This window comes from Gordonia aichiensis (assembly GCF_039946255.1).
Taxonomy (GTDB): domain Bacteria; phylum Actinomycetota; class Actinomycetes; order Mycobacteriales; family Mycobacteriaceae; genus Gordonia; species Gordonia aichiensis_A.
In genome coordinates, this window is sequence record NZ_JBCDWL010000016.1 from 1 (window position 1) to 26,688 (window position 26,688).

The 26,688-nt window shown below is 69.4% G+C and carries 20 protein-coding genes and 1 CRISPR repeat array; of the genes, 8 read left to right on the plus strand and 12 right to left on the minus strand.

All coding sequences use genetic code 11. The annotated features are described in order from the left end of the window. The first annotated feature begins 180 nt into the window (after positions 1 to 180). A CRISPR array of direct repeats spans positions 181 to 6,373; the repeat unit is 28 nt; unit sequence GGACCATCCCCGCTCGCGCGGGGAACAC. Positions 6,374 to 6,459: 86 nt separating this feature from the next. Genes cas2e through cas3 form a run of 8 tightly spaced genes read right to left on the minus strand, consistent with a single transcriptional unit; the run spans position 6,460 to position 15,305 of the window. Beyond that, positions 6,460 to 6,804, minus strand: coding sequence for a type I-E CRISPR-associated endoribonuclease Cas2e (cas2e, locus tag AAFO60_RS16275; RefSeq protein WP_347957273.1), 345 nt, complete (start codon positions 6,802 to 6,804; stop codon positions 6,460 to 6,462). Beyond that, the gene (gene cas1e, locus AAFO60_RS16280; RefSeq protein WP_347957274.1) at positions 6,798 to 7,775 is read right to left on the minus strand and encodes a type I-E CRISPR-associated endonuclease Cas1e; all 978 of its coding nucleotides are present in this window, start codon (positions 7,773 to 7,775) and stop codon (positions 6,798 to 6,800) included. The genes cas2e and cas1e overlap by 7 nt, the downstream gene beginning before the upstream one ends. Before the next feature lie 2 nt (positions 7,776 to 7,777). Next, positions 7,778 to 8,455 carry a type I-E CRISPR-associated protein Cas6/Cse3/CasE gene (gene cas6e, locus AAFO60_RS16285; protein ID WP_347957275.1) on the minus strand — a complete coding sequence of 226 codons (678 nt, stop codon included), beginning with the start codon at positions 8,453 to 8,455 and terminating at the stop codon, positions 7,778 to 7,780. After that, entirely contained in the window at positions 8,455 to 9,156 is a 702-nt protein-coding gene (gene cas5e / locus AAFO60_RS16290) for a type I-E CRISPR-associated protein Cas5/CasD (protein ID WP_347957276.1), read from the minus strand. Before cas5e ends, cas6e begins: the two co-directional genes overlap by 1 nt. Further along, positions 9,153 to 10,268 carry a type I-E CRISPR-associated protein Cas7/Cse4/CasC gene (gene cas7e, locus AAFO60_RS16295; RefSeq protein WP_347957277.1) on the minus strand — a complete coding sequence of 372 codons (1,116 nt, stop codon included), beginning with the start codon at positions 10,266 to 10,268 and terminating at the stop codon, positions 9,153 to 9,155. Before cas7e ends, cas5e begins: the two co-directional genes overlap by 4 nt. Positions 10,269 to 10,297: 29 nt before the next feature. Continuing rightward, complete coding sequence (casB, locus tag AAFO60_RS16300) at positions 10,298 to 10,927, minus strand: type I-E CRISPR-associated protein Cse2/CasB (protein ID WP_347957278.1); 630 nt, start codon at positions 10,925 to 10,927, stop codon at positions 10,298 to 10,300. Then, positions 10,924 to 12,519 carry a type I-E CRISPR-associated protein Cse1/CasA gene (gene casA, locus AAFO60_RS16305; protein ID WP_347957279.1) on the minus strand — a complete coding sequence of 532 codons (1,596 nt, stop codon included), beginning with the start codon at positions 12,517 to 12,519 and terminating at the stop codon, positions 10,924 to 10,926. The genes casB and casA overlap by 4 nt, the downstream gene beginning before the upstream one ends. Then, on the minus strand, positions 12,516 to 15,305 hold the full coding sequence (gene cas3 / locus AAFO60_RS16310; protein WP_347957280.1) for a CRISPR-associated helicase Cas3': 2,790 nt from the start codon (positions 15,303 to 15,305) through the stop codon (positions 12,516 to 12,518). The genes casA and cas3 overlap by 4 nt, the downstream gene beginning before the upstream one ends. A gap of 344 nt (positions 15,306 to 15,649) precedes the next feature. On the opposite strand from cas3, the gene AAFO60_RS16315 reads away from it, so the two are divergent. The 3 genes from AAFO60_RS16315 to AAFO60_RS16325 all read left to right on the plus strand — a co-directional run bounded on the left by AAFO60_RS16315 (position 15,650) and on the right by AAFO60_RS16325 (position 18,248). After that, the gene (locus tag AAFO60_RS16315) at positions 15,650 to 16,312 is read left to right on the plus strand and encodes a Fic family protein (RefSeq protein ID WP_347957281.1); all 663 of its coding nucleotides are present in this window, start codon (positions 15,650 to 15,652) and stop codon (positions 16,310 to 16,312) included. A gap of 52 nt (positions 16,313 to 16,364) precedes the next feature. Next, complete coding sequence (guaA, locus tag AAFO60_RS16320; protein WP_347957282.1) at positions 16,365 to 17,951, plus strand: glutamine-hydrolyzing GMP synthase; 1,587 nt, start codon at positions 16,365 to 16,367, stop codon at positions 17,949 to 17,951. A gap of 129 nt (positions 17,952 to 18,080) precedes the next feature. Then, the gene (locus tag AAFO60_RS16325; protein WP_347957283.1) at positions 18,081 to 18,248 is read left to right on the plus strand and encodes a hypothetical protein; all 168 of its coding nucleotides are present in this window, start codon (positions 18,081 to 18,083) and stop codon (positions 18,246 to 18,248) included. 10 nt (positions 18,249 to 18,258) lie between these two features. Here AAFO60_RS16325 and AAFO60_RS16330 read toward each other — a convergent pair whose 3' ends face one another. Continuing rightward, entirely contained in the window at positions 18,259 to 18,480 is a 222-nt protein-coding gene (locus tag AAFO60_RS16330) for a hypothetical protein (protein WP_347957284.1), read from the minus strand. Next, positions 18,477 to 19,808, minus strand: a complete 1,332-nt coding sequence (locus AAFO60_RS16335; protein WP_347957285.1) for a PspC domain-containing protein — start codon at positions 19,806 to 19,808, stop codon at positions 18,477 to 18,479. The genes AAFO60_RS16330 and AAFO60_RS16335 overlap by 4 nt, the downstream gene beginning before the upstream one ends. Positions 19,809 to 19,906: 98 nt before the next feature. On the opposite strand from AAFO60_RS16335, the gene AAFO60_RS16340 reads away from it, so the two are divergent. Together AAFO60_RS16340 and AAFO60_RS16345 are read left to right on the plus strand one after the other, a co-directional pair. Beyond that, a complete protein-coding gene (locus tag AAFO60_RS16340) occupies positions 19,907 to 21,166 on the plus strand; it encodes a PspC domain-containing protein (protein WP_347957286.1) in 1,260 nt (419 codons plus the stop codon). Then, entirely contained in the window at positions 21,163 to 21,831 is a 669-nt protein-coding gene (locus AAFO60_RS16345) for a response regulator transcription factor (RefSeq protein WP_347957287.1), read from the plus strand. Before AAFO60_RS16340 ends, AAFO60_RS16345 begins: the two co-directional genes overlap by 4 nt. A gap of 19 nt (positions 21,832 to 21,850) precedes the next feature. On the opposite strand, the gene AAFO60_RS16350 is transcribed toward AAFO60_RS16345, so the two are convergent. Further along, a complete protein-coding gene (locus tag AAFO60_RS16350; protein ID WP_347957288.1) occupies positions 21,851 to 23,185 on the minus strand; it encodes a serine/threonine-protein kinase in 1,335 nt (444 codons plus the stop codon). A 79-nt stretch (positions 23,186 to 23,264) separates the two neighbouring features. Between AAFO60_RS16350 and AAFO60_RS16355 the strand changes: the two genes are divergently transcribed. Both AAFO60_RS16355 and AAFO60_RS16360 read left to right on the plus strand, forming a co-directional pair. Further along, positions 23,265 to 24,200, plus strand: coding sequence for a sam dependent methyltransferase (locus AAFO60_RS16355; protein ID WP_347957289.1), 936 nt, complete (start codon positions 23,265 to 23,267; stop codon positions 24,198 to 24,200). 59 nt (positions 24,201 to 24,259) lie between these two features. Continuing rightward, on the plus strand, positions 24,260 to 25,018 hold the full coding sequence (locus tag AAFO60_RS16360; RefSeq protein ID WP_347957290.1) for an ABC transporter permease: 759 nt from the start codon (positions 24,260 to 24,262) through the stop codon (positions 25,016 to 25,018). A gap of 57 nt (positions 25,019 to 25,075) precedes the next feature. Here AAFO60_RS16360 and AAFO60_RS16365 read toward each other — a convergent pair whose 3' ends face one another. Further along, complete coding sequence (locus AAFO60_RS16365) at positions 25,076 to 25,591, minus strand: hypothetical protein (protein ID WP_347957291.1); 516 nt, start codon at positions 25,589 to 25,591, stop codon at positions 25,076 to 25,078. 218 nt (positions 25,592 to 25,809) lie between these two features. Here AAFO60_RS16365 and AAFO60_RS16370 point away from each other — a divergent pair, with 218 nt between their 5' ends. Next, positions 25,810 to 26,640: a hypothetical protein gene (locus AAFO60_RS16370; protein WP_347957292.1), complete on the plus strand. Its 831-nt coding sequence runs from the start codon at positions 25,810 to 25,812 to the stop codon at positions 26,638 to 26,640. The last annotated feature ends 48 nt before the right edge of the window (positions 26,641 to 26,688 follow it).

The window sequence follows — 26,688 nt, forward strand, 5'->3', positions numbered from 1 at the left end:
GCCGCCTCACCCTGAACACCGACACCAGCCCAACGACGGAGGTAGCCACAGACGACCTGATGCAACTTCCCGCCTGATCACCAACGAAGGATCAGAAACGAGTTACACCACTACCAGGGACTTGACCCCCGCTCGCGCGGGGAACACGATTGGCCGCGAGAGCTGGAAGCGCCGGATGTCGGACCATCCCCGCTCGCGCGGGGAACACTCTTCGATGGTGCCGCCACTGCACGCCGCGACGGGACCATCCCCGCTCGCGCGGGGAACACCGGTCCATCCACGATGATCTCCTGGTCAGGCGCGGACCATCCCCGCTCGCGCGGGGAACACGCCGCAGACACCGGCTTCCCGGCGTCACTCGTGGGACCATCCCCGCTCGCGCGGGGAACACCAGCTCGACGCGGCGTCCGAGAGGCGGGGGTCCGGACCATCCCCGCTCGCGCGGGGAACACGCTTTCTCGTCCGCATCGAGTGACCCGTGGACATGGACCATCCCCGCTCGCGCGGGGAACACGGTACGCGGACGGCGGTTTCAATGCGACGCAGCGGACCATCCCCGCTCGCGCGGGGAACACCAGACGATGCACTCGGTGCTGTACTGCTTGCCGGGACCATCCCCGCTCGCGCGGGGAACACCCGACCAGATCGAGATGCTGCGTGGACGTGACCGGACCATCCCCGCTCGCGCGGGGAACACGAGGGCGATCTGACGGTCGCATCCTGCGCCGACGGACCATCCCCGCTCGCGCGGGGAACACGATTCGGGGGCGTTCGATCAAGTGCAGTCGACGGGACCATCCCCGCTCGCGCGGGGAACACTCCGGCGGTGACCCCGATGTGAGCTACGCCGAGGGACCATCCCCGCTCGCGCGGGGAACACGAAGGATCCGGGGATTCAGTCTCTGGTCCGCGGGGACCATCCCCGCTCGCGCGGGGAACACTCAGTATCCGGATCGATCTGCGGCGGAATCACAGGACCATCCCCGCTCGCGCGGGGAACACCGGCAGGCACCGCACCCGGTCATGACGATTGACGGACCATCCCCGCTCGCGCGGGGAACACAACGCCGACATGGCGCCCGAACAGTCGCCCCAGGGACCATCCCCGCTCGCGCGGGGAACACGCGGCCTGTCCGTGTCGCTCGCGGCCGGGGACAGGACCATCCCCGCTCGCGCGGGGAACACACGACCATCGGCCAGTTCCGGTAGTCCGCGGCCGGACCATCCCCGCTCGCGCGGGGAACACGATAGGGGCGATCCGCACGAGTTGGGGCCGCTGGGACCATCCCCGCTCGCGCGGGGAACACATCGATGCTTCGGCGTGGGATATGGCCGGCAAGGGACCATCCCCGCTCGCGCGGGGAACACCGGCACGGCACCGATGTCGCGAAGAGTGTTTCGGGACCATCCCCGCTCGCGCGGGGAACACCACTGCGTCCCCGACCACACATACAGCTTCCCGGGACCATCCCCGCTCGCGCGGGGAACACGCGAGGGTGTGCTGTCGGTTGACGTCGTGACGGGGACCATCCCCGCTCGCGCGGGGAACACCCGCACCACTGTCGGGCGAGGGTGTGCTGTCGGGGACCATCCCCGCTCGCGCGGGGAACACATGGCACTCTCAGAGAACGCGACCAAAGAGGCGGGACCATCCCCGCTCGCGCGGGGAACACTTGATGATGCGTGGCGAGTTTGATCCGGCGGCGGGACCATCCCCGCTCGCGCGGGGAACACAATGGTGGCCAGACGATCGAGTCGCCGAACGCCGGACCATCCCCGCTCGCGCGGGGAACACGTGACCGGCCTGCGCAGGGAGATGCCCGCCCAGGGACCATCCCCGCTCGCGCGGGGAACACTCCTTGCGGGGCATGCGGGTGTGCTCGCACGGGGGACCATCCCCGCTCGCGCGGGGAACACCGAAGCGTTCCCGGAAGGAAGCTGCGCGACTCGGGACCATCCCCGCTCGCGCGGGGAACACGCGGTGCTCCCGGCGGGGTCGGTGACCGCGGGCGGACCATCCCCGCTCGCGCGGGGAACACATGGTGTGGGATGCGCCTGAGTCTGTGGTGTCGGGACCATCCCCGCTCGCGCGGGGAACACGAACTTCTGGTCCGCTACATGGAGAACGCCGACGGACCATCCCCGCTCGCGCGGGGAACACGGTCACAGGCAACTTTTCGGAAATTCCAGACGGGGACCATCCCCGCTCGCGCGGGGAACACCGGACGGCGACGCGCACTGAGGTGTCGGCGGAGGGACCATCCCCGCTCGCGCGGGGAACACGAAGGGTGGCTCGGCGTTGTCGGGTGTGAAGCCGGACCATCCCCGCTCGCGCGGGGAACACGTGGCGGGGAGCTTGGTGAACTCTGGTTCCCGGGGACCATCCCCGCTCGCGCGGGGAACACGTCCGCAGTCGTCGCAAGAATGTCCGTGCTGCGGGACCATCCCCGCTCGCGCGGGGAACACATCGCGATCCCACCTGAGTTGACGGACCTGGAGGGACCATCCCCGCTCGCGCGGGGAACACATGCGGGCGCGTAGGGCGCGTCGGCGGGCGCCGGGACCATCCCCGCTCGCGCGGGGAACACAGGCACGCCACTGTGGTGTGGCGACGTCCTTGGGGACCATCCCCGCTCGCGCGGGGAACACCGGGCACCTGGATCGACGTCACACCCGCCTGACGGACCATCCCCGCTCGCGCGGGGAACACGGGCTGGGACCATTCACCTGTCGTGGTGGGAGCGGACCATCCCCGCTCGCGCGGGGAACACGATGCTCCGATGCGGCCGAGCGCGGCGACCATGGGACCATCCCCGCTCGCGCGGGGAACACAACCGGTGGCTCCATTGCTTCCGGCCGCGACCGGGACCATCCCCGCTCGCGCGGGGAACACTTCTCGGCCTCGAAATCGGCTTTGAGCTGCTGCGGACCATCCCCGCTCGCGCGGGGAACACGGATGCGCCGGGCAGGGTCGAACCTGCTGGGCCGGACCATCCCCGCTCGCGCGGGGAACACCACGGAAGTCACGATCAGTGTCGGATTTTGCCGGGACCATCCCCGCTCGCGCGGGGAACACCTAGGCCTTTCCCTCTCTGCCTCGATGATTCTGGGACCATCCCCGCTCGCGCGGGGAACACATGCGAGTGACCCCCAGCTCCTGATGGAGTGCGGGACCATCCCCGCTCGCGCGGGGAACACTAGTCAGAGGGGCCAGGCGTGGAGTTCTCCTTGGGACCATCCCCGCTCGCGCGGGGAACACACAACACGATCGGCAAGTACAGGTCGCAGTACGGGACCATCCCCGCTCGCGCGGGGAACACGAGGGAATGGGAGTTCGTAAATGTACAAGTTCGGGACCATCCCCGCTCGCGCGGGGAACACGTCGGCGGATCGGTTGGGGCAGACCATAGTCAGGGACCATCCCCGCTCGCGCGGGGAACACTCGAAGCTCACGACGAGCGTCCCGTACTTGATGGGACCATCCCCGCTCGCGCGGGGAACACTGTGACGGCTGTCGGTACGACGCCGGGCGCGGGGGACCATCCCCGCTCGCGCGGGGAACACCCAAATGCCATTGCAGCCATGCGATCCTGGATCGGACCATCCCCGCTCGCGCGGGGAACACCCGCGGTGGTTCGCGGACGCGGCGATGAGGCGGGGACCATCCCCGCTCGCGCGGGGAACACGCGCCGTCAATGGCGGCACCATCTTCGATGGCCGGACCATCCCCGCTCGCGCGGGGAACACATCCAGCTGACCGGCCGCCACAACTTCGGCCGGGGACCATCCCCGCTCGCGCGGGGAACACGCCCATACCGCGAGCAAGAGTCGTGACGAGAAGGGACCATCCCCGCTCGCGCGGGGAACACGAGTGGGAGGAAACAGCGAATCCCGGCGAGCGGGGACCATCCCCGCTCGCGCGGGGAACACGGCGAAGGCGATCCTGCGTGGCGCGATCCTGCGGGACCATCCCCGCTCGCGCGGGGAACACCTCGTCAGTCGTCAGCGGACGACCGAGCCGCGCGGACCATCCCCGCTCGCGCGGGGAACACGACTTCCCGTCCGGCGTCGTGTCGACCTGAATCGGACCATCCCCGCTCGCGCGGGGAACACGAGCACGGGCACGCGTGATATACACATCCCTAGGGACCATCCCCGCTCGCGCGGGGAACACGTGCGGCGAGCCTGCCGATCGTGTCGGCAGCTGGGACCATCCCCGCTCGCGCGGGGAACACGCGGTCGTCAGCCTGGAGGAGTGCAAGCCGCACGGACCATCCCCGCTCGCGCGGGGAACACGAGACGCTGTATCTGCCGAATGAGACGATCCGGGGACCATCCCCGCTCGCGCGGGGAACACTGATGCGGGTGGCCGAGAATCATCTCGGCGATGGGACCATCCCCGCTCGCGCGGGGAACACCCGCACGCGCACGAAAACCCGTCCGCCGACACAGGACCATCCCCGCTCGCGCGGGGAACACTCACCGAGGAGATGTTATGAGTCGCGGGACGACGGACCATCCCCGCTCGCGCGGGGAACACCTTGCGCGTGTGTTCGAGCCGCGCGGCTTCTAGGGACCATCCCCGCTCGCGCGGGGAACACGACAGGTAGGCGACGACCTGGTCGGGCGTGACGGGACCATCCCCGCTCGCGCGGGGAACACGCCGCAGCCTGCTGGCCGGAACCGACGACCGCCGGACCATCCCCGCTCGCGCGGGGAACACCAGCACCGGGGCCGTTTCTTATGCGGACTTGCGGGACCATCCCCGCTCGCGCGGGGAACACGCAGATCACCCTCGGCCTCGACAGCGGACGCCGGGACCATCCCCGCTCGCGCGGGGAACACGACCTCACCGCGAGCCGGACCCTCGCTGTCGTGGGACCATCCCCGCTCGCGCGGGGAACACGCGGGTCCGACTGACTGGTGCGCCCGAATGGGGGGACCATCCCCGCTCGCGCGGGGAACACCTAGGCCTTTCCCTCTCTGCCTCGATGATTCTGGGACCATCCCCGCTCGCGCGGGGAACACGTGCTTCGCGTCGACTGTCGAGGGTGGCCGGGAGGACCATCCCCGCTCGCGCGGGGAACACCGAGACAGCACCTCATCCTTGGTGCGTGCCGGGGGACCATCCCCGCTCGCGCGGGGAACACAGAAACTGCTTTCGGGACTCAAGATGTTGGGGGGGACCATCCCCGCTCGCGCGGGGAACACCCATCCCTTGGAAGCCGACAGTAGAAGGCGAAGGGACCATCCCCGCTCGCGCGGGGAACACACGTCAATGTCGGCAGAGAGATAGCCGGAGTAGGGACCATCCCCGCTCGCGCGGGGAACACGTCCGCAGCCGATTGCGTGGTCGGATGCGATGGGGACCATCCCCGCTCGCGCGGGGAACACCCAGTCGAGGAAATCAGCCGGGTACGAGGCTTGGGACCATCCCCGCTCGCGCGGGGAACACGCGGCCGTCGTCGACAGTCGGATGCTCGACACGGGACCATCCCCGCTCGCGCGGGGAACACTCCCGCTTCGTCGCCTGCCGCTTCGGAGCCGCCGGACCATCCCCGCTCGCGCGGGGAACACTCGGCTGCGGATATGGCGAAGGGGTGCGGGCAGGGACCATCCCCGCTCGCGCGGGGAACACCTCGTCAGTCGTCAGCGGACGACCGAGCCGCGCGGACCATCCCCGCTCGCGCGGGGAACACCAACGCACCGACCTCCTCGCCGCCGTCGTCGAACTGGGACCATCCCCGCTCGCGCGGGGAACACTTCCCCGCACCCCAGGGACAAGAGCCGATCGTGGGACCATCCCCGCTCGCGCGGGGAACACCCCCGCTGATGAACTCGGATGAGCGACCTCACGGGACCATCCCCGCTCGCGCGGGGAACACGTCGGCATGAGGATCGTCTTCCACAAGGAAGCGGGACCATCCCCGCTCGCGCGGGGAACACTGGCCTTCTGTGGGTTAGCCATTGCGGATGTCCGGACCATCCCCGCTCGCGCGGGGAACACGGTGCTCATGACTCCACCACCTCGGGCTCTGCGGGACCATCCCCGCTCGCGCGGGGAACACCATGACTGTATGGCGACATACAAGCGCTAGACGGGACCATCCCCGCTCGCGCGGGGAACACCGAGAGTGGTCAGGGCATCGGCGTCGCGGACCGGGACCATCCCCGCTCGCGCGGGGAACACTGCTGGCCTTCACAGCTTGGGCCGGCACGAAAGGGACCATCCCCGCTCGCGCGGGGAACACCATCAACCCGCTGACCGGCGCACTGCTGACGGGGGACCATCCCCGCTCGCGCGGGGAACACCCCCACTCATCAAAGACCTTGTCGGCGAACGCGGGACCATCCCCGCTCGCGCGGGGAACACACTTCCTGACCAGCGATATTACAGGCAGGAAGTCGCTTTCAGTATCACTTTGGTTCGCGCCGACGGTCGAACGCGTGTGGAAGGGGCTATCCGCGGCGTCGTCGGCGTTGCGACGCGGTGCTCCAGCCTTTTCGCACCCGACCGCGCGTGGTCGCGTTGTCGGTCGGACGACGCATCAGCATGACGCCGTCGAAGTCGACCGGCTCCCACTCGTGACGGTGTGTTCGAAACGCGAGCCGCTGTTCGCCATCGGAGTTGTGAACCATGATCGCCTTGCCGTCCTTGACGTACTCGATGATCTGGCTCCACAGCAGGTCGCGCACACGCGCAGACACGTGACCGACGTACACGCCGGCACTGACTTCGAGAAGCCAGCGCGTCAGATGGCCGCGGAGCTTCGCCGGACAGTTGGTGAGAACGACGACTACCACGGCAGTTCCTCGTCATCGGGTGCAAAGTTGGTGCCGCCGACCACGTTTCCGCTCCGGTTGTCCCACAACTCGATGACGTCGGCGTAGTCGTCGTCGACGTTCCCGCGATCGTCACCGGGTAGCAGCAGTTGGTGGATGTCGCGGACACAGCGTGTCAGGATCGCACCGGATCGGACGGCGTCGCGGACGGCACGACGGGTGATGCCGCCGACGTCGTCTTCGGGAAGGTCCTCTCGCTCAATGGTTTCGGCGACGTCGAAGGCGACTGGGATGGTGATCTCGGCCTTGTACAGGTCGGCGACGTCGTAGACGAACGAACGGTCGTGACCGGTGTGGACGAATCCGAGGCCGGGACTGCACCCGAGTGCGACGACGACCGAATGCACGATGCCGTACAGGCAGGAATGCGCTGCCGACAGCGCCTGATTCACCACGTCGGAACCGGCGAAGTCGAGGGGATCGTAATCGCGCCGAGCCCACTCGACCCCGGTCCGCTCCGAGTGCGTCCGATACAGGCCGCGCACGCGCGCCCCCTCACGGCCCCGCAACTGCTGCATCGAGCAACCGGCGACGTCGTCGTCCGGGAATCGCATCTCGTACATCGCCCGGGCGACGGCGAGACGTTCGCGCGTATTGCTGACGGCCCGCGCCTGGGCGTCGAGCAGGCGCGTCGTCCGCCCGAGGGGCCGACCGTGCGCGTAGTACCGAACTCCGCGCTCGCCGACCCAGACCGCAGTGGAGCCGCTGTCCGCGAGCAATACCATCGCCTGATGCGTGACCCGTGTTCCGGGACCGAGCAGGAGCGCCCCGAGCGATGCTGCCGGAATATGAACGACCCCGGCGTCATCGGTCGCGGTGATCGCACTGTCGTCGCGACCGATCGTCGCCCGCTCGACATAGACGAACGACAATCGGTCACGGACCCTGACCAGCTCACTCGGGCGCGCGGGCCGGACTCCTGGAATCTCCATCGTCAGTCCACCGGCATCAGGGTGAGGAGACCGCAGCCGTACCCCTTGGCACGACCGATCCCATGCGTGAGGGCGTGCCGCGCGCGGTCGACGTCCGTGACGCGCACTCGGCCCTCGAACGCCGCAGTCACCAGCGTGACGCGACGCGACTGGCGACTGAAGACGGCAGTGTCCCGTTCACGCAGAACGAGTTCCTCCTCTCCCGCCGCATCATCTCCCATCGAATGGCCCTGCCCGGACACGACGACGAACCCGTGATCGGCGATCTTGTCGAGAAACCAGTTCCGCTGCTGCTCGTTCGTCACATGGCCGACGATCTGCTTCCGGCCATCCGCGCCGGTCATCCGATGGGTCGGGTTCCCGGTGAACCGGAACACGTACTCGTGTTCGCTGCGGATCCGTGCGAGGAAATCGGTGTACACGCGGGTCTCCCATACCGAATCCGGCCAGCCGGCCTGCTCGACGATGTGGGTCAGGCACGGCTTCGCCGGACTGACGATCAACAGTTCGGTGCCCTCGTCGCGCCGATCGATCCGCCACAGCACCCGCCCCTCGGCGGTGTCGGTCGGCGTGCCGGGCGGGAACGACGACATCACCGCCGCGTGCATCGCATGGCGGTTGCCGAGGAGTTTGACGGCGCCGCGGCGGCGGCGATTGAGCGCGATTCGCGACATGTACATCAGCTGCCTCCCAACGCCGCGAGCCAGTCGGGCCGACTCTCCGGACGAGCAGAATCAGGATTGGGCACCCGGGCGATCTCGTGCACCACGTCGCGCCATTCGTACTTCCGATGATCGGGGTCGAAACTTACCGGGAAGTCGCGGACGGATTCGGCTGCCGCCTCGCCCGGTTCGGCGTCCCGGACGATCGGCAGTCGGACGGTTTCGCCCTGTTTCCGCCGATACCAGTCGCTCGCAGTCCAGTCCGCGGCCATGAGCGCGTCGCGAACACCCGAGTCGACCAACCGGCCGCGGATCGGTCCCGCCGGCGGGAACGCGCGCCGACCCAGATAGAGCGGGAACGTCGGTTGCCGGAGCCCGGCGACGAGTCCTTCGAGAAGGTCGTCGGGCCCGGACACCGCGGCGACGAACCGCGCATCGGCCAGGTAGTAGCGGTTGGTCAGAGCCTTGGCCTTTCTCGTCCGCCAGTCGATCTCGGTCTGGAAATCGCGCTCGACCCGACCGGCCTGATCGGTGCGGACCCCGAACGTCAAGCCTGCGAGATCCTCGATCGGTTCGGTGCGGCGACGACCGAGGGCGGCCGCGAGCAGTCCGATAACCCCGCTCTTCGTCGGTTCGGGACGTGTCTGACGTTGAGTGAACCGGCTCGCATCACCCCACGACTGCTGGGGTCCGGACAACCCGATGAGCAGGGTGGTCACTGCGCGCTCCCGACACGGTCGCGGACCTGTGAGCCGAGCGCGTCGATCAGTGCGTTCAGACTGACCGGTTCAGCGAACTCGCCCAGGCCCTCCACCTCGACCGTCGACATCGCGTACGAGGCGTCGGGTGCGGCGTCGAACGCGGCGTAGACGCGTTCGGCCTCGGCGATGAGCTTCTCCACCGATCGCTTGGTGAGCCCGCCGGCGGGGCGGACGGCGTCCTCGAAAGCGGCGGCGAGATTGATCGGCTGGTCGGCGCGAATCGTCGCGAGCACGAACGACGGGAGCGTCTTGTTCGCGAACGTGTTGCGCTTACCGGTGGGCATCGACGTGATGAACGCTCGCGCGAAGGCCTCCACGCCGCGCGCGGTGGCCTCGGTCGATCCCAGATTCTCGGTCAGAAGTGTGACGTTGACCGTCGCGTACCGGTACAGCGTGGCGGTGTTGAACTCGACGGTACCGATCATCCCGGCACCCGCATTGTCCTCCGACTGTTTATCGTCGACGGCGGTGAAGTAGTCGAACTCGGGCACCACGGTGTGTGTGCCGAGGGCGTGCGCCACCTGTGCGGCCGCATCGACATTGATGTCGGGAGCGTCGGCGATCATCCGCCCGAACAGTGCGAGGTCGATCGAATTGCCTTTGGCGAGGACTGCTTTCGCCTCCTTCTTGTCGATCTTGTCCTCGGTGGTCGTCGCCAGTTCGGCGAGCGCGTCGATCTGCGGATTGCTCAAGAACAGCAGCGCGCCGGTCTTGGCGTATTCGGTCTGATCGGTATCGGTCTTGCGCGGCTTCACCTTCTCCACCTTGATCCCGGTGGCACTGAGCACCTCGGTGGCCCGCGCCTGGGCGGTGGCGTCGTCGATGGCATCGTCGAACGTCCGAATGCGCTCGGCGATCTGATCCACCATGCGCAACGTGCGGATCCCGAGCTCGGAGGTGTCCAGATGCCCGTCGAAGTCGTGCCGCATGGCGCGCTTCCACGCCTGGCTGGAGACGCGGGCCCGGCGGGTGCCGCCGAACACGGCCGACTTGGGGCTCCCGTCCTCGTCGCGGTTGATGTTGGCGGGCGGAACGGGATGGATCGCGTGGAAATCGATGAAGAGGGACATGGTTGCTCCTAGCGGTGGGGGAAGAGGTATCAGTCGGTTTCGGAGGGGGTGGCGGCCTTGGGCGCCCGGCTGAAGTCGCGGGACCACCGCAACTGCACCCGGCGCCGCCCGGCTCCGTCGGGCTCGCCTTTGCGGCGTCGGCCGGCCAGCGCGGCGAGGTCCGCCGCGAGGAGCCCGTAGTCCAGCGGGATGCCGTGTGCGCGAAGCTGACCGACGAGGCTGCGCAGATGCCACCGCGTCTCCTCGCCGGTGTCTGCGGTGACGAGCGCGTTGAACCGCCGGATCACCGATTCGCTGGGGCCGTCGCCACCGGCGTGCGCCAGTCGGTTCAGTGCGGTTCCCAGGGAGGGGCCGTCGACGTGCATCGGGTCGTTCTTCGACTGCTGGTGCAGGGCGAAGAGCGTCATCGCCAGATAGATCCCCTGCTCGTCGTACGTCGGGAACGGCCAGTCCTCGTCGGGAGCGGGGTAGCCGAGGAACGCGACCTGCCAGGCGGCCGGGTCGGTGCCGGGCTCCGATCCGGCGGCGCGACGGAGCTTTGCGAGGGCGCCGACGGCGGCACCGCTGTCGCGCCGCAGACCGGCATAGAGTTCGGCGGCCCGTTGGGCGACGTGTCTGTCGACCCCGTACCTCGTGCGAGGTTCGTCGGTGCTGGTCATCGGTCGGCGTCCTTTCGGCTGTCGGGGAGGTGTTTGCGCAGATGATGGTGGAACCAGTTGGCGGAGGTGCCCGCGGAGATCTCGCTGCCGTCGACCAGGCGGATCGCCCGCGATCGTGGACTCGCCGAATCGAGCATCTGGTCGGCGAGGTCGGTGAGGGTCTCGCGGACGAGGCCGTACCAGGCCTGAGACAGCTCGTGGCTGTCACGGGAGTTGTCGACGTGCTGAATCCAGGCCCGGAAGTGCTGATCGAGAGCGCTGTAGCCGGCCGCACGGGCCGTCGTCGCCGCGACCGCGCGGTCGCCGCCGTCGGCTGTGGCCAGGTCGCCGGCCAGGCGGGCGAGCGCCGAGACCGCATCGTCGGCGCGGTCGACGGCGTCGATGACGCATGCGCGCGCCGACCCCGCGGCGTCGGCGATGGCCGGGTGGAGCACCAGCCGGTCGGTGAAGATCTCGGCGTACGTCGACATCTGCGGTCCGTACTCGACACCGACCGATACCAGTCCGATCAGTGTGTTCGGAACCTGTTGCCGCACCACCCGCAGTGCCAGCTGCTCGACGATCCGCGACGGAAAGGCGATCACGGTGCCCTTGGCATCGGTCTTCTGCGTCGGTGCGGGGAGCAGGGCGCTCAGGCCGCGCCACAGGGCTCGACTCGGATCGTGGGCGCGCGGCATGTACAGCGGCGTGGCCGACTTCTCCTTCTTGGTCTGCGGTTCGCTGTAGCGCCACGACGTCATCGGCTCGACCTTGCGCTGGTTGGCTTTGGCGATCGGATCGCCGACGCAGATGAGAACCCGACTCACCCGGTCGCCGTCATCGGTCGGGAACAGTCGGATGTGACGAATCGGCCAGGTGAACAGTCCGGCCGGGCCGAACGGCCCGATCCGGGCGGCCGGACGTGGAGCTGGCGTGAGTGGATTGAGTTCCCACAGCGCGGCGTCGTCCTCGTCCCGATCGTCCGACGGCACCCAGTTGTGCAGCAGGGTCTCCCGCAGGTCGGCCCCTTCCAGATACAGTCCGCCGAGCCACCCCGCCCAGCCCACCCCGACGGGATAACCTTTCCCGCCCTTCGTCCTCGGATCGTCGAGGGCACCGGACTTGATGCCGTCGAAGTCGTAGGCCTGGCAGTGGACGAGCCACCGCGCGGCTTCCGCGAAACCGATGTCGGGGACATCTCGACGCATGGTGAACAGAGCGCCGACACCGGGGGCGTCGGGCACCAGGAGGGTCAGCGGTCGCGTCTCGCCCGAGGTGCTCTGCAGTCCGGCGACCTGCATGAACGGATGAGTGTCGTCGAACAGATCGAACCGGTCGTGCCAGTGGTCGAGATAGTCGTCGATGTCTTCCAGCGGCAGGGTCTCGGAGTTCCAGAGCTGGTCGATCTCGTCGTCGGAGCCCCATGCCCGGTACAGCACCGTCAACGCGACCCGGAGGATCGCGAAGTCCTGCGTCGGGAGGTCGCCGGCGATCCGGCGGATCTGCGTGCACCGATGGAACAGTTGGCGCAGCGACACGGTGTCCGGGGTTCCGTCCACCAGCCGGACTCGAATCCACGGTTCGTCGACGAGATTGAAGGCGGGGCCGGTCATGAGTTCTCCGATCGGGTGACGACGAGACCGAGGTCGGTGTCGTAATGGAAGAGGTGGCCGACGTGCTCGGCGTCGCCGTTCGCGTCCAACACCAGGGGCAGCACGCCCTTGAGCCACCGCGAGTTCTGCCAGGTGTCGATGCAGTTCTGCTCGAGGTCGTCGATGAGCAGGTCCCCGATGCCCGCACTGCTGAGATAGCCGGGGAGGCGGAGGGTGTTCTTCGCCGCCGCGACGGCGATGTCGTCGTCGATGACGGTTGCGAAATCCAGTTGCGCGCCGGCATGCTCTGCGGCCCACTCCGGGATGATCGGGCAACCGTTGATCCGCTGGATCACCACCACCTCGATGCTGTCCTCGGCGTCGCGGACCTGAGCGACGGCACGTTCGTCGACTGCATCGGCGGCCGATTGATCGGCCCACCCGACCAGATCTCGTCGCGCCGGCGATGGAATGAGGAAGCCCTTGGCCCGCCGCCGCTTCTCGTGGCGCAGGTCGTCGTCCTTCTCCTGCGCCCGGGCCCAGGCGTCCTCCCAGCCGGCGGGCGGGCCGATGGTCTCGTAGGCGCGGGTCACGAGATCGGCCACGTGATCGGGACTGACGATGGTGTCGTGATTTCCGAAGTGCTCGTCCAAGGTCGCGATGGCACGTAGCAGTGCCGCGGCTCCGTAGACGGCGGTGCAGCCCCGGTCCAGCCGGGGCGGTTCACCCTCGGTGCGCTCGAATCCGGTGAAGATCAACGTCGCGGTCCGATGCGCGGGAGGGCGCGTCTCGTGTTTCCACTCGTGGCGGTGCAGTCGGCCGGCGCGCTGCAACAGCAGATCGACGGGGGCGATGTCGCTGAACATCACGTCGAAGTCGATGTCGAGGGACTGCTCGATGACCTGGGTGGCGACCACGACGAGGGGCCGCTGTCCATCGGTGTGCTGAGCCGACGGCCCGAGCCGGGCCCGCAACCGCTGCTCCTTGTCGATCCGCTCGGGTGTGAGGAACCGTGAATGCAACAGTTCCAGTTCGACGTCGTCGGCGGTCTCACCGATCGCGCGGAACACGTCCTGGGCTCGGCGCACGGTGTTGCAGATGACCGCCACGTTCCCGCCGCGACGTGCGGCCGCCAGCGCCGCGGCGGCGATATCGTCGGTACCGCCCGCCAGCTCGCTCCGTCGGATCGTCGATGACCGAGCGGATGCGGGCAGCGCGACGACCGCGGCGCCGTCGGGCGCGGTGTGCGTGATGCGCGGATACGCGGTGCCGCCGGTGCCGGCGCGAGGGGTCCGGCGCCCGCGGCCGTCGTTGTAGGCGGCCAGCAGTTCGTGGCGGATCGACGGCGTCAGCGTGGCCGACATGGCGATGACGGGGACGTCGTAGGCCGCAAGCCAGGTGAGCATGCGGCACAGGTATTGGCGCATGAACACGTCGGCGGCGTGGATCTCGTCGATCACCACCACCTTCCCGGTTACGCCGAGATGCCGGAGCACGACGTGTTTGGCGCACAGGGCCGCCATGAGCAGCTGGTCGACGGTGCCGACGACGAAATCGGACATCGTCGCGAGCTTGCCCCGCCCGGTGAGGAACCAGTGGGCCACGGCGCGGCCCTCGGTGCCGGAGGTGTCGGTGTCGAAGATGGCCGCAGTCTTGGGGACCTGTTGGAAGTCGGTGTTGAAGGCGGCCTTGCCGTGCGCCAGGCTCAGCGACACGTCTGCGGTGGTCTCGATCGATCCCAGCCAGTCCCGGACGACGCCGAAGATGCCGTCGGAGGTCGCCTGGGTCGGCAGCGCGAACAGCACGCCGCCGAGGCCGAAGCGGGAGGCGAGGATCTCCGCGGCGCCCAGGGCGGCCTTGGTCTTGCCTTCACCGGTCGGCGCTTCGAGGATCAGCAGCTCGGGCTCGGTGAGCGCGCGGGCGAGGTCTACCAGACCGACCTGGAGGGGCCGCGGGCTGTCGAGGCCGAGGTGTCGGGAGAACAGGGCGCGATCGTCGGGCGCTGCCGCCGCCCACGGTGACGGCAGACCGAGCCTGCCCATCGCCGAGGGGGCGGCAGTGGGCGCGCGGGGAGCCGATCGCAGAGGAAAGAACTCGGCGTTCGAGGCGATCCAGTCGGCGAGAATCGTCAGCCCGGTGGCGGCGATCGCAGCCGTCTGCGGCAGGGGGAGGGCTGCGAGGCGAGCGAAGTCGTCGTCGGTCAAGCCGGCGAGCTCGGCGGCGTGGTCTGCGAGCTCGTCTTGGACGCCCTCCCACGCTGTTCCGGTTCCCAGGAGCTCGATGCTGCCGTCGGCGATCTCCGGCGACGGCGTGCGGAATACGCCGTGATGCCCGAGCGGAACGGCGGCCAAGCGGATGGCCTGGGGCGGCGGCAGATCGCGGGCGTGGGTCAACCACCTGACGAGGATGAGGAAGCTCGCCGTCGAATGCGGCAGCTTCGACCGGTTGTGGGGCACGGACGGGTGAAACGGGAGGCCGGCTTCCTCGACGCGCTCCCGGAGTCCGTCGACTTGGATGCTGAACGCCGGACTCGCCTTGCCGAGATCGTGTGCCGCGGCCAGCCACACGGCGACGCGGCGCGTCAGGTCGAGATCGCCGTCGAGAGCCGACGTCAGGACCTCGCGGGTGGCCGGAGGCAGGAACTCGCTCCAGAGGATCTCGGCCACCGCGGCTGCGTCGGCCATGTGCAAGTAGAGGGGAAGCCACGCGGTCGGATCGTCGTAATCAGACTTGGCCCACAGGGACTGAGCTGCGACCGACAAGCGCGGATGCGGATTGTCAGAGGGCTGATGTTGTATGTGAGGCATGGATAGACCGTAATTTAAATGTCCTCTAGAGCAAGGCGCCTAGTTCGTTATTTGACTCGAACGGACGACGTTGGGTGGTGATTGGGCTGCTGGAGCGGCCCAATCACCAAACCCCGCGGTGGCGGGGAACAGTGACTTCCGGATTCGTGGGATCAAGGAGCCTACGGATCATCCCCGGTCGTGGGGAGATTGCGGCCGACGCCGACAATCTGCTCGTCAGGGTAGACCCGACGATGCCGTTGCCAGGGTAGTTTGCGCACAGGCGGTTCGCCTCGAAATGGAGCGTCGCTACGGTGACCGAGGAATGGCCGTCTCGTCGGCCGAAACGGGAGGGAGAGAGCGTCATGGTCCACCTGACCGTGGGTGACCTCGCCGATGTGGTCTACTCGTCCGGCAAAGTCTTCGAGGGCCTCGCCGTTGGTCGCCTGGATGCCGAACGATTCCTGACCTCCGGCAGCCTGGAGGGCATCGCGTCGCGCGCCGACCTCGCGCTCCTCGAAGATCTCCGCGATGCAGCGCAGTTCATCATCGACCATGCCGGGCGGTCGGTGGACACGGCATTCGTCCGAGAGATCAACGCCACCATCACCCGTAGCGGAGCGCTTCACCCCGGGCGACTTCGTATGCGGGAACAGAACATCGGAGTCCTGACCAGGTATGGGCGCCACGAGCCGGACGCGCTCACCGACGATCGGCTGCAGGAGTTGATCGAATCGGCGGTCTCGGGCAGGGATCCGCGCGAGGTCGCGGCAACCCTGTTCGTGACCTTGGCGAAGGCGCAACCCTTCGAGGACGGCAACAAGGGGACTGCGGTGTTCGCGGCGAACGCGTTGTTGCTCGGTGCGGGCGACGATGTGCTCCTCACCATCCCGGTGGACGAGAACGATCCGAGCGTGGCGGCGACGTTCAACGACAAGCTGGCGCGCGCCTACCTGTTCGACGAGTACGACGAGGTGCTGGAACTCCTGCGGACCCGTGGTCTCGTCGACCACGGGAGGCCGATGTGAGCCCGTCCGACCAGCAGCGGTCGGCGGGGCGTGTCGCGATACACTACTGCCCGTGACGAATTCTCCGGCGGAACACCCGCGCCCAGTCCTCGTCGTCGACTTCGGTGCCCAGTACGCGCAGCTGATCGCTCGTCGCGTCCGTGAAGCCCGGATCTACTCCGAAGTCGTCGCCCACGATGCGACGCTCGAAGAGATCAAGGCCAAGAATCCGGCCGCACTGATCCTGTCCGGCGGACCGGCGTCGGTGTACGCCGACGACGCGCCGAGCGTCGACGAGAAGCTCTTCGACCTCGGCATCCCGGTGTTCGGCATCTGCTACGGCTTCCAGAAGATGACCGCGGCGCTCGGCGGCACCGTCGCCAACACCGGCGGCCGCGAGTTCGGACGCACCACGCTGACCGTCGGAGGCGACGGCGGCCGACTGCACCGCGATCTGCCCGACACCCAGCCGGTGTGGATGAGTCACAACGACGCCGTACAGGTGGCCCCGGAGGGCTTCACTGTCACCGCCTCCACCCCGGGTGCGCCGGTCGCCGCCTTCGAATGCGTCGAGCGCGGTATGGCGGGCGTCCAGTACCACCCGGAGGTGCTGCACAGCCCGCACGGGCAGGAGGTGCTGACCCGCTTCCTCTACGACGTCGCCGGGCTGAAGCCGACGTGGACCGCCGCCAACATCGCCGAATCGCTGATCGCCGACGTCCGGGCCCAGGTGGGCGAAGACGGTCTGGCGATCTGCGGGCTGTCGGGCGGTGTGGACTCCGCAGTGGCTGCCGCGCTCGTCCAGCGCGCGATCGGTGACCGTCTCACCTGTGTCTTCGTCGACCACGGGCTGCTGCGCGCCGGCGAGCGCGAGCAGGTGCAGACCGACTTCGTCGCCGCGACCGGCGCCCGCCTGGTGACCGTCGACGCCCAGGACACCTTCCTCGGGCACCTCGCCGACGTCTCGGACCCGGAGACCAAGCGCAAGATCATCGGCCGCGAGTTCATCCGCTCCTTCGAGGGCGCGGTGTCGGAGGTCCTGGGCGATCAGGCGTCCGCGGGTAAGAAGGTCGACTTCCTGGTCCAGGGCACCCTGTACCCGGACGTCGTCGAATCCGGCGGCGGCAGCGGCACCGCCAACATCAAGAGCCACCACAACGTCGGCGGCCTGCCCGAAGACCTCGAGTTCAAACTCGTCGAACCGCTGCGACTGCTGTTCAAGGACGAGGTCCGCGCGGTGGGCCGTGAACTCGGCCTCCCCGAAGAGATCGTCGCCCGCCAGCCCTTCCCGGGCCCGGGCCTGGCGATCCGCATCGTCGGCTCGGTCAACAAAGAACGCCTCGAACTGCTGCGCAAGGCCGACCTCATCGCCCGCGAGGAGCTGACCTCCGCGGGACTGGACGGCCAGATCTGGCAGTGCCCCGTCGTTCTGCTGGCCGACGTCCGCAGCGTCGGCGTCCAGGGCGACGGCCGCACCTACGGTCACCCGATCGTGCTGCGCCCGGTCTCCTCCGAGGACGCGATGACCGCCGACTGGACCCGCGTCCCCTACGAGGTCCTCGAGACCATCTCCACGCGCATCACCAATGAGGTCCCGGATGTGAACCGCGTGGTGCTGGACGTGACCAGCAAGCCGCCGGGCACCATCGAGTGGGAGTGACCGGGCGGCCGCCCGGGTGAGCTCTCCCGTACCAGACAGCGGTTGCGCGGTCTCTCGAACAGAGAGGCCGCGCCACCGCTGTCTGGTCGTGACGGTCCGATCGTGACCAGCGAGGAGGATGCTCGAATCATGGACAGGACCCTGATCGTCATCGTCTACGTGCTGGTGATGGTCGCGCTGATCATCGGCCTCGACGTCGCCTTCCTCCGCGATCACCTGTGGTTGCGGCTCGCCGTCAACGTCGGAGTCGTGTTGGTCTTCGCCGCCGGGTACTACGTGCTACTGCGCCGACAGTGACCGGCAGCGGTCACGATCGGCGGAACCCGCTCGCGATCAGCCCGACGCCGACGACGGCCCCGACGACCAGCAGGATCAACGGCAGTTGCGCCGTCGTGAACAGGGACGGTCCGCCGGCCAGGCACCAGGCGGCGACCAGCAGGGTGGTCAGCGCCGACAGCGCCATCATCAGCGACCGATGCCGCGGCGGCGCGCCGTCGGCGGTCTCGGTGGACGGGTTCTCGTCGATCATCGCTTCATCTCCACGGTTCCGAGGTTGAGGTCGGCCTTCACGGTCAGGGTCGGGGTCTTGGCGTCGGGGTTGACGATGCCTTCGGGGCACGTCTGGTCGCCGACGACGGTGCGGCACTGCGTCTTGACGCGCAGGTGGTCGGGCAGCAGGACGGTGACGTCGCCGATGCCCTGCCGGATCTCCACCGTGCGGTCATGATCGAGAGGGCCCAGGTCGCGCAGGTCGAGGGTGCTGGTGCCGATGCTCAGCTGATAGGTGGTGCTCAGCTGCTCGACGCCCTGCGGGTGCCATGTGCGGTCGCCGATGCCGCCGCCCGCGAACGCCGGACGGCCGCCGGCGAACAGCGTGGCGACGACGGCGACCACACCGACGATCAGGGCCAGCGGGACCAGCCCGGCCGCCCGGCTGTTGGCGGGACGACGCTGCAGCGCGTCGACCAGCATCCCGACGCCGAGGACCGCGAGCGCCAGCGCCGCGATGCGACCCACGCTGAACCACTCGACGCCGCCGACCAGGTGCACCGCCGTCGCCGCGGTCGCGACGATCACCGCGAGGCCGGCGAAGACCGACGTCAGCGGGGAACGGCGCGGTTTGACGGGGACTGGCGGCGCGGGGGGAGTCGGCTCCGGCAGATCCCACGCGAACTGCGCCGCGCCGAGTGGATCCCACGCGGGCGGGGTGGGGACACCGGGTGCGGCCGGCGCGTCGGCGGAGACCGCGTCGGCCGGAATCGGGGGGATCGACTCGGTGTCCGGATTCGCCGGAGGAGTCGGGGCGGCGGTGCCGGGCTGCGGCCAGGTCCACGGCAGGGGTGCGCCTGCCGGGGTGAGGGGCGAGGTGCCCGCGGCCGCCTGGACGTCGGACTGCGCGCCGACGGTGTGCAGCTGGTCGGCGCTGGTTCCGGCCGGCGCCGCCGGGGTGCGCTGGTACAGCAGCCACCAGCCCAACAGCATCAGGATCACACCCAGCAGACCGCTGCTGCCCCAGAACGGCGACGCCCCCGCGTTCCCCAGGGCGATGACGGCGATGACCGCGATGACGATCGCGTACCACGGGATCTCGTGGCGGCCCGAATGTCGGGACTTGGCGGGCCACTGCAGTTTTCGCGGCGCGTTCTCGTCCTCGGCGGGCAAGGCGACCAGCGCGGCGAGATACAGGAGGATGCCGCTGCCACCGAAGAAGGCGGCGACGACGAAGGCGACCTTCACCAGCGTCGGGTCCACCCGGTATCGCATCGCGATGCCCGTGCACACGCCGCCGATGGTCTTGCCGGACCGCCGGCGGACCGGCCTGGTGTTCCAGAGGTCGAGCAGGGTCTTGGTGTCCATGCGCTCAATCATGGTGGCCGGGCGTGATCGGCGAATCGGGTAGAACCCTGAGATGGTCCCTGATGTGTTCCGGCCGCCACCGTGACACCATCGAATCAATGACTCGTGTGATCGAACCCCCGACCGTCGACCGTCTGCGCAGGCGCAGCGGCGGCAAAGTGGTGGGCGGCGTCTGCGGCGGCGTCGCCGACCACCTGGGAGTCGATGTCTTCCGCGTCCGCGTCGTCTTCGTCGTCCTGGCGGCGCTCGCGGGGGCGGGCGTCGCCGCCTACGGTCTGCTGTGGTTCTTCTGCCCGGCGGGAGACGACGTCGATCCGCCCGCACCCCGTGAACGCAGGCAGGCGCAGGGCCTCGTCGTCATCGGTGTCGTCGTGGCGATCCTCAACGGCGTCGTCGCCTCCAGCGCGCCCGCGTCGACGCTGCTGGCGCTGATCGTCGTCCTCGGCGGCGCGGCGCTGGTGTGGCGGGAGGTCGACGTCACGGGGTCGTCGGGCCGCAGCGGGGTCGCCGGCAGCGGAGTCGTGACGTGGCTGCGCCTGGCCGCCGGCGCGTTCCTGGTGGTCGGCGGGCTGATCGTGCTGGTCGCCGCGCCGGACACCGCACTCGCGGGAATGAATCCGACGCTGCTGGCGGTGCTGGGCACGCTGTTCGGAGTGCTGCTGCTGACGATTCCGCTGTGGATGCGGATGTGGCGCACGCTGAACGCCGAACGGGCGGCCCGGATCCGCAACCAGGAGCGCGAGGAGATCGCCTCGCACCTGCACGACTCGGTGCTGCAGACGCTGGCGCTGATCCAGAAGCGCGCCGACCAGCCCGACACCGTCGCCCGGCTGGCGCGACGACAGGAGCGCGAGCTGCGACAATGGCTGTTCGGCGATCAGGCGCGCCGCAACGAATCGCTCGCGGCCGCCGTCTCCGCCGTGTCGGCGGAGGTCGAGGACGCCTACGGGCTGGAGGTCGAGACGGTGACCGTCGGCGACGTGGCCCCCGAAGAACTCCGCGACAAGCGGGTCGCCGACGAGCTGGGGGCGCTGGTGGCCGCGGCCCGGGAGGCGCTGGTCAACGCCGCCAAACACTCCGGCGCCGACAAGGTGGACGTGTACTGCGAGGTCGACGACGAGCGGGTGGAGGTCTTCGTCCGCGACCGCGGCAAGGGCTTCGATCCGGACACGGTCGACGACGACCGCCGCGGCATCTCGAAGTCCATCCGGGCCCGGATGGAACGCGTCGGCGGCACCGCGCGGATCACCTCGACCCCCGGCCGCGGCACCAACGTCGCACTGCTGTTGCCGCGCAGCCGCCCCCACGGATCCGCCCCCGCCGACACCGGCCCGCAGAACACACAGGAGCTCGCATGACCGCCGACAAGACCTACCGGGTGTTCCTGGTCGACGACCACGGGGTGTTCCGCTCCGGGGTGCGCGCGGAGCTCGCCGGAGCGGCGGGCCTGGAGGTGATCGGCGACGCCGGCACCGTGCCGGAGGCGATCGCGGGCATCGTCGAGCTGCGCCCCGACGTCGTGCTGCTCGACGTCCACATGCCCGGCGGCGGCGGCGTCGCAGTGCTGCGCGGGGTCACCGACGCGCTCGGCTCGCAGATGCCGGTGTTCCTGGCGCTCAGCGTCTCCGACGCCGCCACCGACGTCATCGCGACCATCCGTGCCGGCGCCCGCGGCTACGTCACCAAGACCATCGACGGCACCGAGCTCGCCGACGCGGTGCGCCGGGTGGCCGAGGGAGACGCCGTCTTCAGCCCCCGGCTGGCCGGGTTCGTGCTGGACTCGTTCACCGGACGTTCGCCGGTGCCCGAGCCGCAGCTGGATCCCGAACTGGATTCGCTGACCCGTCGCGAGATGGAGGTGCTGCGGCTGCTCGCCCGCGGCTACACCTACCGGGAGATCGCCGAGGAACTGTTCATCTCGGTCAAGACCGTCGAGACGCACGCCTCCAACGTCCTGCGCAAGACGCAGCAGTCCAACCGGAACGCACTCACCCGGTGGGCGGTCAACCGGCAGATCGGGTGATGCGCCGCCGGCCGGCGCATCACATCGTCAGCACGATGATCCCGGCGGCGATCGCAGTGAGAAGGACGAAGACCGCGAAGATCGCCGCGGCCAGCCCCGCGTTGCTGCCGGTCGGCTGCGGCTGCCGGTAGTGCTGCTGATACGGGGTCGGCGGCGGCGTGTACTGGCCGGGGAAGGGCTCGGGGGCGGTGCGCGGCGCGTAATAGCCGCCGGTGGCGACCTGCGTCCGATCCGGTTGCGCCGGGTTCGAGTGACCACCCTGCGGACGGCTCGTGTCGGAGCCGGGTACCGGAGTGGCCTGTGCCAACGGGTTCTGTGATGACGGGTTCTGGGCTGACGGGTTCTGGGCCATCGGCGTCTGGGGGATCGGCGTCTGGGCCATCGCGGTCTGCGGGAAGTCGGCGTGAGAGCCCGGCGGCGGCAACGTCTCAGCGGCGCGTCTGCGTTCTGACAGCGGTTTGGTCGCCACCAGACCGGTCAGCACGTTGTCGGTGGTGCCGAGCGTGCCCGCAGCGAACTGGGCGAGCCGGTCGCGGGCCTGCGACATGGTCGGCCGGTTGGCCGGGCTCGGTTCCAGGAGGTTGAGCAGGACCGACGACAGCGCACCCGCGCGGGTGATCGGATCGATCTGCCCGAGGGCGACCCGGTGCAACGTGGCGATGTAGTTCTCCGCGTCGCCGAAGGGCGGGCGGCCTTCGACCATCGTGTACAGCGTGGAGCCGAGCGAGTAGACGTCGGCGGCCTCACCGGGTTCCTCACCGCGGGCCACCTCGGGGGCGAAGTAGGCGGGGGTGCCGGTGACGATGCCGGTCTGGGTGATCATCGCGTCGTCCTTGGCGCGCGAGATGCCGAAATCGGTGATCTTGACCAGACCCGCCTGGCGGCCGCTGTGAGCGATCAGGATGTTGGCGGGTTTGATGTCGCGGTGGATGATCCCCGCCGCGTGCGCCTCGGCGATCGCGTCGGCGACCTGCGCGCAGATCTGCGCGGCCTCCACCGGGTCGACGACCCCGTTGTCGCGCAGCACGTCGGCCACACTGTGGCTGGGCAGATACTCCATCACCAGCCACGGCTCATCGCGGTCGAGAGCGACGTCGTGCATCGAGATGGCATTGCGGTGCGACAGGCGGGCGGCCAACCGGCCTTCGCGCAGCGCGCGGGCGCGGGAGGTCTGCGCCGCCGACTCGTCCATGCCGCTGGTGGTCAGGACCTGCTTGACCGCGACCTCCCGGTCGAGCAGTTGATCGTGTGCCAGCCACACCGCGCCCATGCCGCCGTGGCCGATCCGGCGGATCAGGCGATAGCGACCGGCGACCAGATAAGACGGGCCGGGCGCGTCGGCGGGAGAAGTCATGGCCCGATGATATCCGGCCGGGTGTCGCCGACTCCGCACCCCTTGACGCGGGTATCGTACGTGTGTTCGGATGGTGGGCATGGCAGCACCGACCGAACTGATGTGCGGCGATCCAGTGAGATCGGTGATCCTCCCCGAGGCGCCCGGGGTCCGGGTGCACGAGGTGCTGACGCGAACCATGCTCGAGTCGGTGACGAGCGATCGACATCACCGACACTCGTTCGCGGCGTCGACCGTGCAGCGTTCGGGTGAGGTGCTGCAGGTCAAGATGAACGCCGCGGCGGTGCTGCGCCGCGAGGTCCGACGACGTTCCTGGCGGCGTGAGACCGTCGCGCTCGGGGTGGCCGAAGATCCCTATCAGTCGGTGGAGGAGCACTACCGGCTCATGCCGCAGGTGCTCTCGGTGCTGTCGGAGTCCCAGACGCCGATCGCCCTGTACACGAGCTCGACGCTGCTGCTGCGCGATCTCCCGTTGCTGCGGTTGATCGGCCGTGCCGTCCCGGTGACGGTGTCGGTGGCTCTGGCGACGCTCGACGCCGGGCTGTCCGCACGCCTCGACCCGGGGGCGGCGTCGCCGCAGGCCCGGTTGGCGATGGTCGAACGACTGGCCGCGGCCGGATTGGCGCCGCACATCCGGATCGCGCCGCTGCCGCCTCTGTTGGCCGACGGCGTCGCGCAGCTCGACGCGCTGCTCGCCGCCCTGTCCGGGGCTGGAGCCTCGCGCGTGTCGGTGGCGCCGCTGCACCTCGACGGCGACGACGGCGCGGCCTTCCTGGGATGGTTGGGCGACGAGCATCCCGCGCTGATCCGCCGGTACCGCGCCCTTTACGGGCGCCGGAGCTTCGTCTCGGCCGAGTACGCCATGACCCTGCGGGCCCGGATGGCCCCACTGGTGGAGCACTACGGGCTGGGCAGTGAGCCGAGTGCGGAGGCGGCTCCGCCGCCGATCCGGCAGGCCGGAGCGGACGAATCGGTCGGGGAGCGGCTCGGTGAGGCGGCGCTGACGTTGTTCTGACGGGATGGTCCGACGGGTGGTCCGAGGCGTCCGCGGGCGATGCGGTGTTTCATTGGGGCATGCCCGATGTGCACGCGCCGCTGAACACGCTCATCGGAGTGCTGTTGCTGGCGGGGTCGGCGACCGGTGTGCTCTGGGCCTACGGAGTCCCGCAGCGGTGGGCTCCGGTGTGGGCGGTGGCCCGCGGGCTGGTGCAGCTGATCGCGTTGAGCCTGGTGCTGAGCGGGATCATCACGCACGGTGCGCTGGTGGCCCTGGGCGTCTCGGCGATGTTCGGGGTGGCGGTGTTCACCGCTGCGCGCCGTCTGGCCGCCGACGGGCGCCCGCTGTGGCCCGCGATGGGGACGGCTGCGGTCGGCATGGGTGCGGGCATCGCGGTGGTGCTGGTGATCGTCTTCGGTTCGGGCGCATTGGAGCTGACCCCGCGCTACGCCTTGGCGTTGGCGGGCATCGTGATCGGCAACGCCATGACGTCGGCGACGCTGACCGGCCGTCGTCTGACCGAGGCCGTCGTCGACCGGTGGGCAGAGGTGGAGGGCTGGCTGGCGCTGGGGGCCACGCCGCGTCAGGCGACGGTGTCGATGGCGCGACAGGCCGTGCACCACGCGATGATCCCGACCACCGATCAGGCCAAGACGACCGGTCTGGTGACCTTGCCCGGCGCCTTCGTCGGCGCGATCTTCGGTGGACTCTCGCCGATCGAGGCCGGACGGTTCCAGATCATCGTCCTCGCCGCGATCCTGGCAGCGGGCGCGGTCACCTCGGTGGTGATCGCCTACGTCATGTCGCCGGTGCGGACGAAGCCGTCGGTGAGGTGAGGCGGGGCGTCCTCGGGCTGGTCGGTCTCGGATGGGGCGGTCTCGGACGGGTCGGGGTCAGGAGTGCCGGTCGCCGACCGGGGCGGTCTGGGAGCGTTCGACGAACAGTGCCGCGCACAGGCCGGCGAGGAGCAGCAGAATCACGATCAGCGCGGTCAGGATCACCTTGCTGACGCTGATGTCGACCTCGGCGTCGGCATAGAAGCCGAGGCCGGAGAGGAAGTCGCCGAAGTACCAGGACGGCCGGATCCAGATGGCGATCGGAACGAAGGCCGCGGCGGTCGCGCCGACGGCGGCCACGGCCGCCATGATCCGGCCCAGCGGACGGGCGGTGGCGGAGGGCATCAGTGCGACCAGGCCGGCCAGCACCGCGAAGACCGCTGCGGCCACGATCAGCCAGCCGCGGGCATTGGGTGCCAGGCCGAGGTCCTGTCGGCTCACTGTTCCCATGCCGAGCCCGTTCCAGGAGGCGTCCATCCCGAGCTTTCGAAGGTTGAACCACGGCAGTGCGGTGACGGCGATCGCGGTGAGTGCGGCGGTGATGACGGCGAACGGGAGCGCGCGGGACGGCATGGGTCCGAATGGTAGAGCATGGCCGGGTGCGAGGGATGTTCCTGCTGTGGTGTCAGGGGCGTGAAAGGGCGTGTGAGGTGCATGTTTCCTGCTCCGTTGACGGTTGTCAGAGGGTGGTTCTAGCATCGAACTGAAGTTCGATGACGGTATCTTCCCTGCCGGTCGCGGACGAGCTCTGACGGCATCGGCATGGGCCGGGCACGACGATGGGAAGAGACATGAGCCAAGCGAGCGGAGTGGGCGCTCCGGTGAGGGCAGCCGACGGCCGAGCCGAGGAACTGGCCGAGCTGCGCCGACGGCTGAGCCGTCTGTCGGAGCGGACGGGAGCGGTGGCGGGGACCGCGTCCGAACTGTCTGACGCGGGAGCGGTGGCGGTGCCGGAGTCGTTGGCGCCGTTGTTCCCTCGGCGGGGTCTGCCACGGGGAGCGGTGACGGCGATGTCGGGGGCGTCGGCGGTCCCGATGTCGATCATCGCCGAGGCCAGTCGGGCGGGCGCCACGGTGGCGTTGGTCGGCCTGCCGCGGCTCAATCTGGCCGCGGCGATGGAGATGGGCGCCGACTTGAGCCGGATCGCCGTGGTCGACGATCCCGGTGCCGATCGATTGGAGGTGGCCGGCGTGCTGCTGGACGGCATCGACCTGGTGGTGCTCGGCTTCGAGGACCGACTCGGACCGACGGGCGCCTCGGTGACGCCCGCGCGGGCCCGAGTGCTGGGCGGCCGCGCGCGTAAGCAGTCGTCGGCGCTGATGGTGCTGGGGCAGTGGCCGACGACCGCGACCCGCATCCACGGTGAAGTGCGGGAGTACCGGCACCTGCCGGTGCGGCGCAGCGGCTACGGCCGCATCGGCGGCTTTCAGATTCAGGTGCGAGTCTCGGCCCCCGGCGCTCGGCCGGTCGAGAGCCTGTTCGACCTGGTGGTTCCCGGCTTGGGCGAGGAGGGGAGCATGCGATTGGTCGCTGCGCAGATGCAGGCCGGCGGCCGTGCGGATCGTCGCGGGCCGGGTCCGGACCGCACCGAGGCGCCTCACAGGCTGGCGGTGGCGAATTGACGGCGTCGGGACCGGCGAGCAACCGCGGAGCCGGCGGACCGGGCCGAG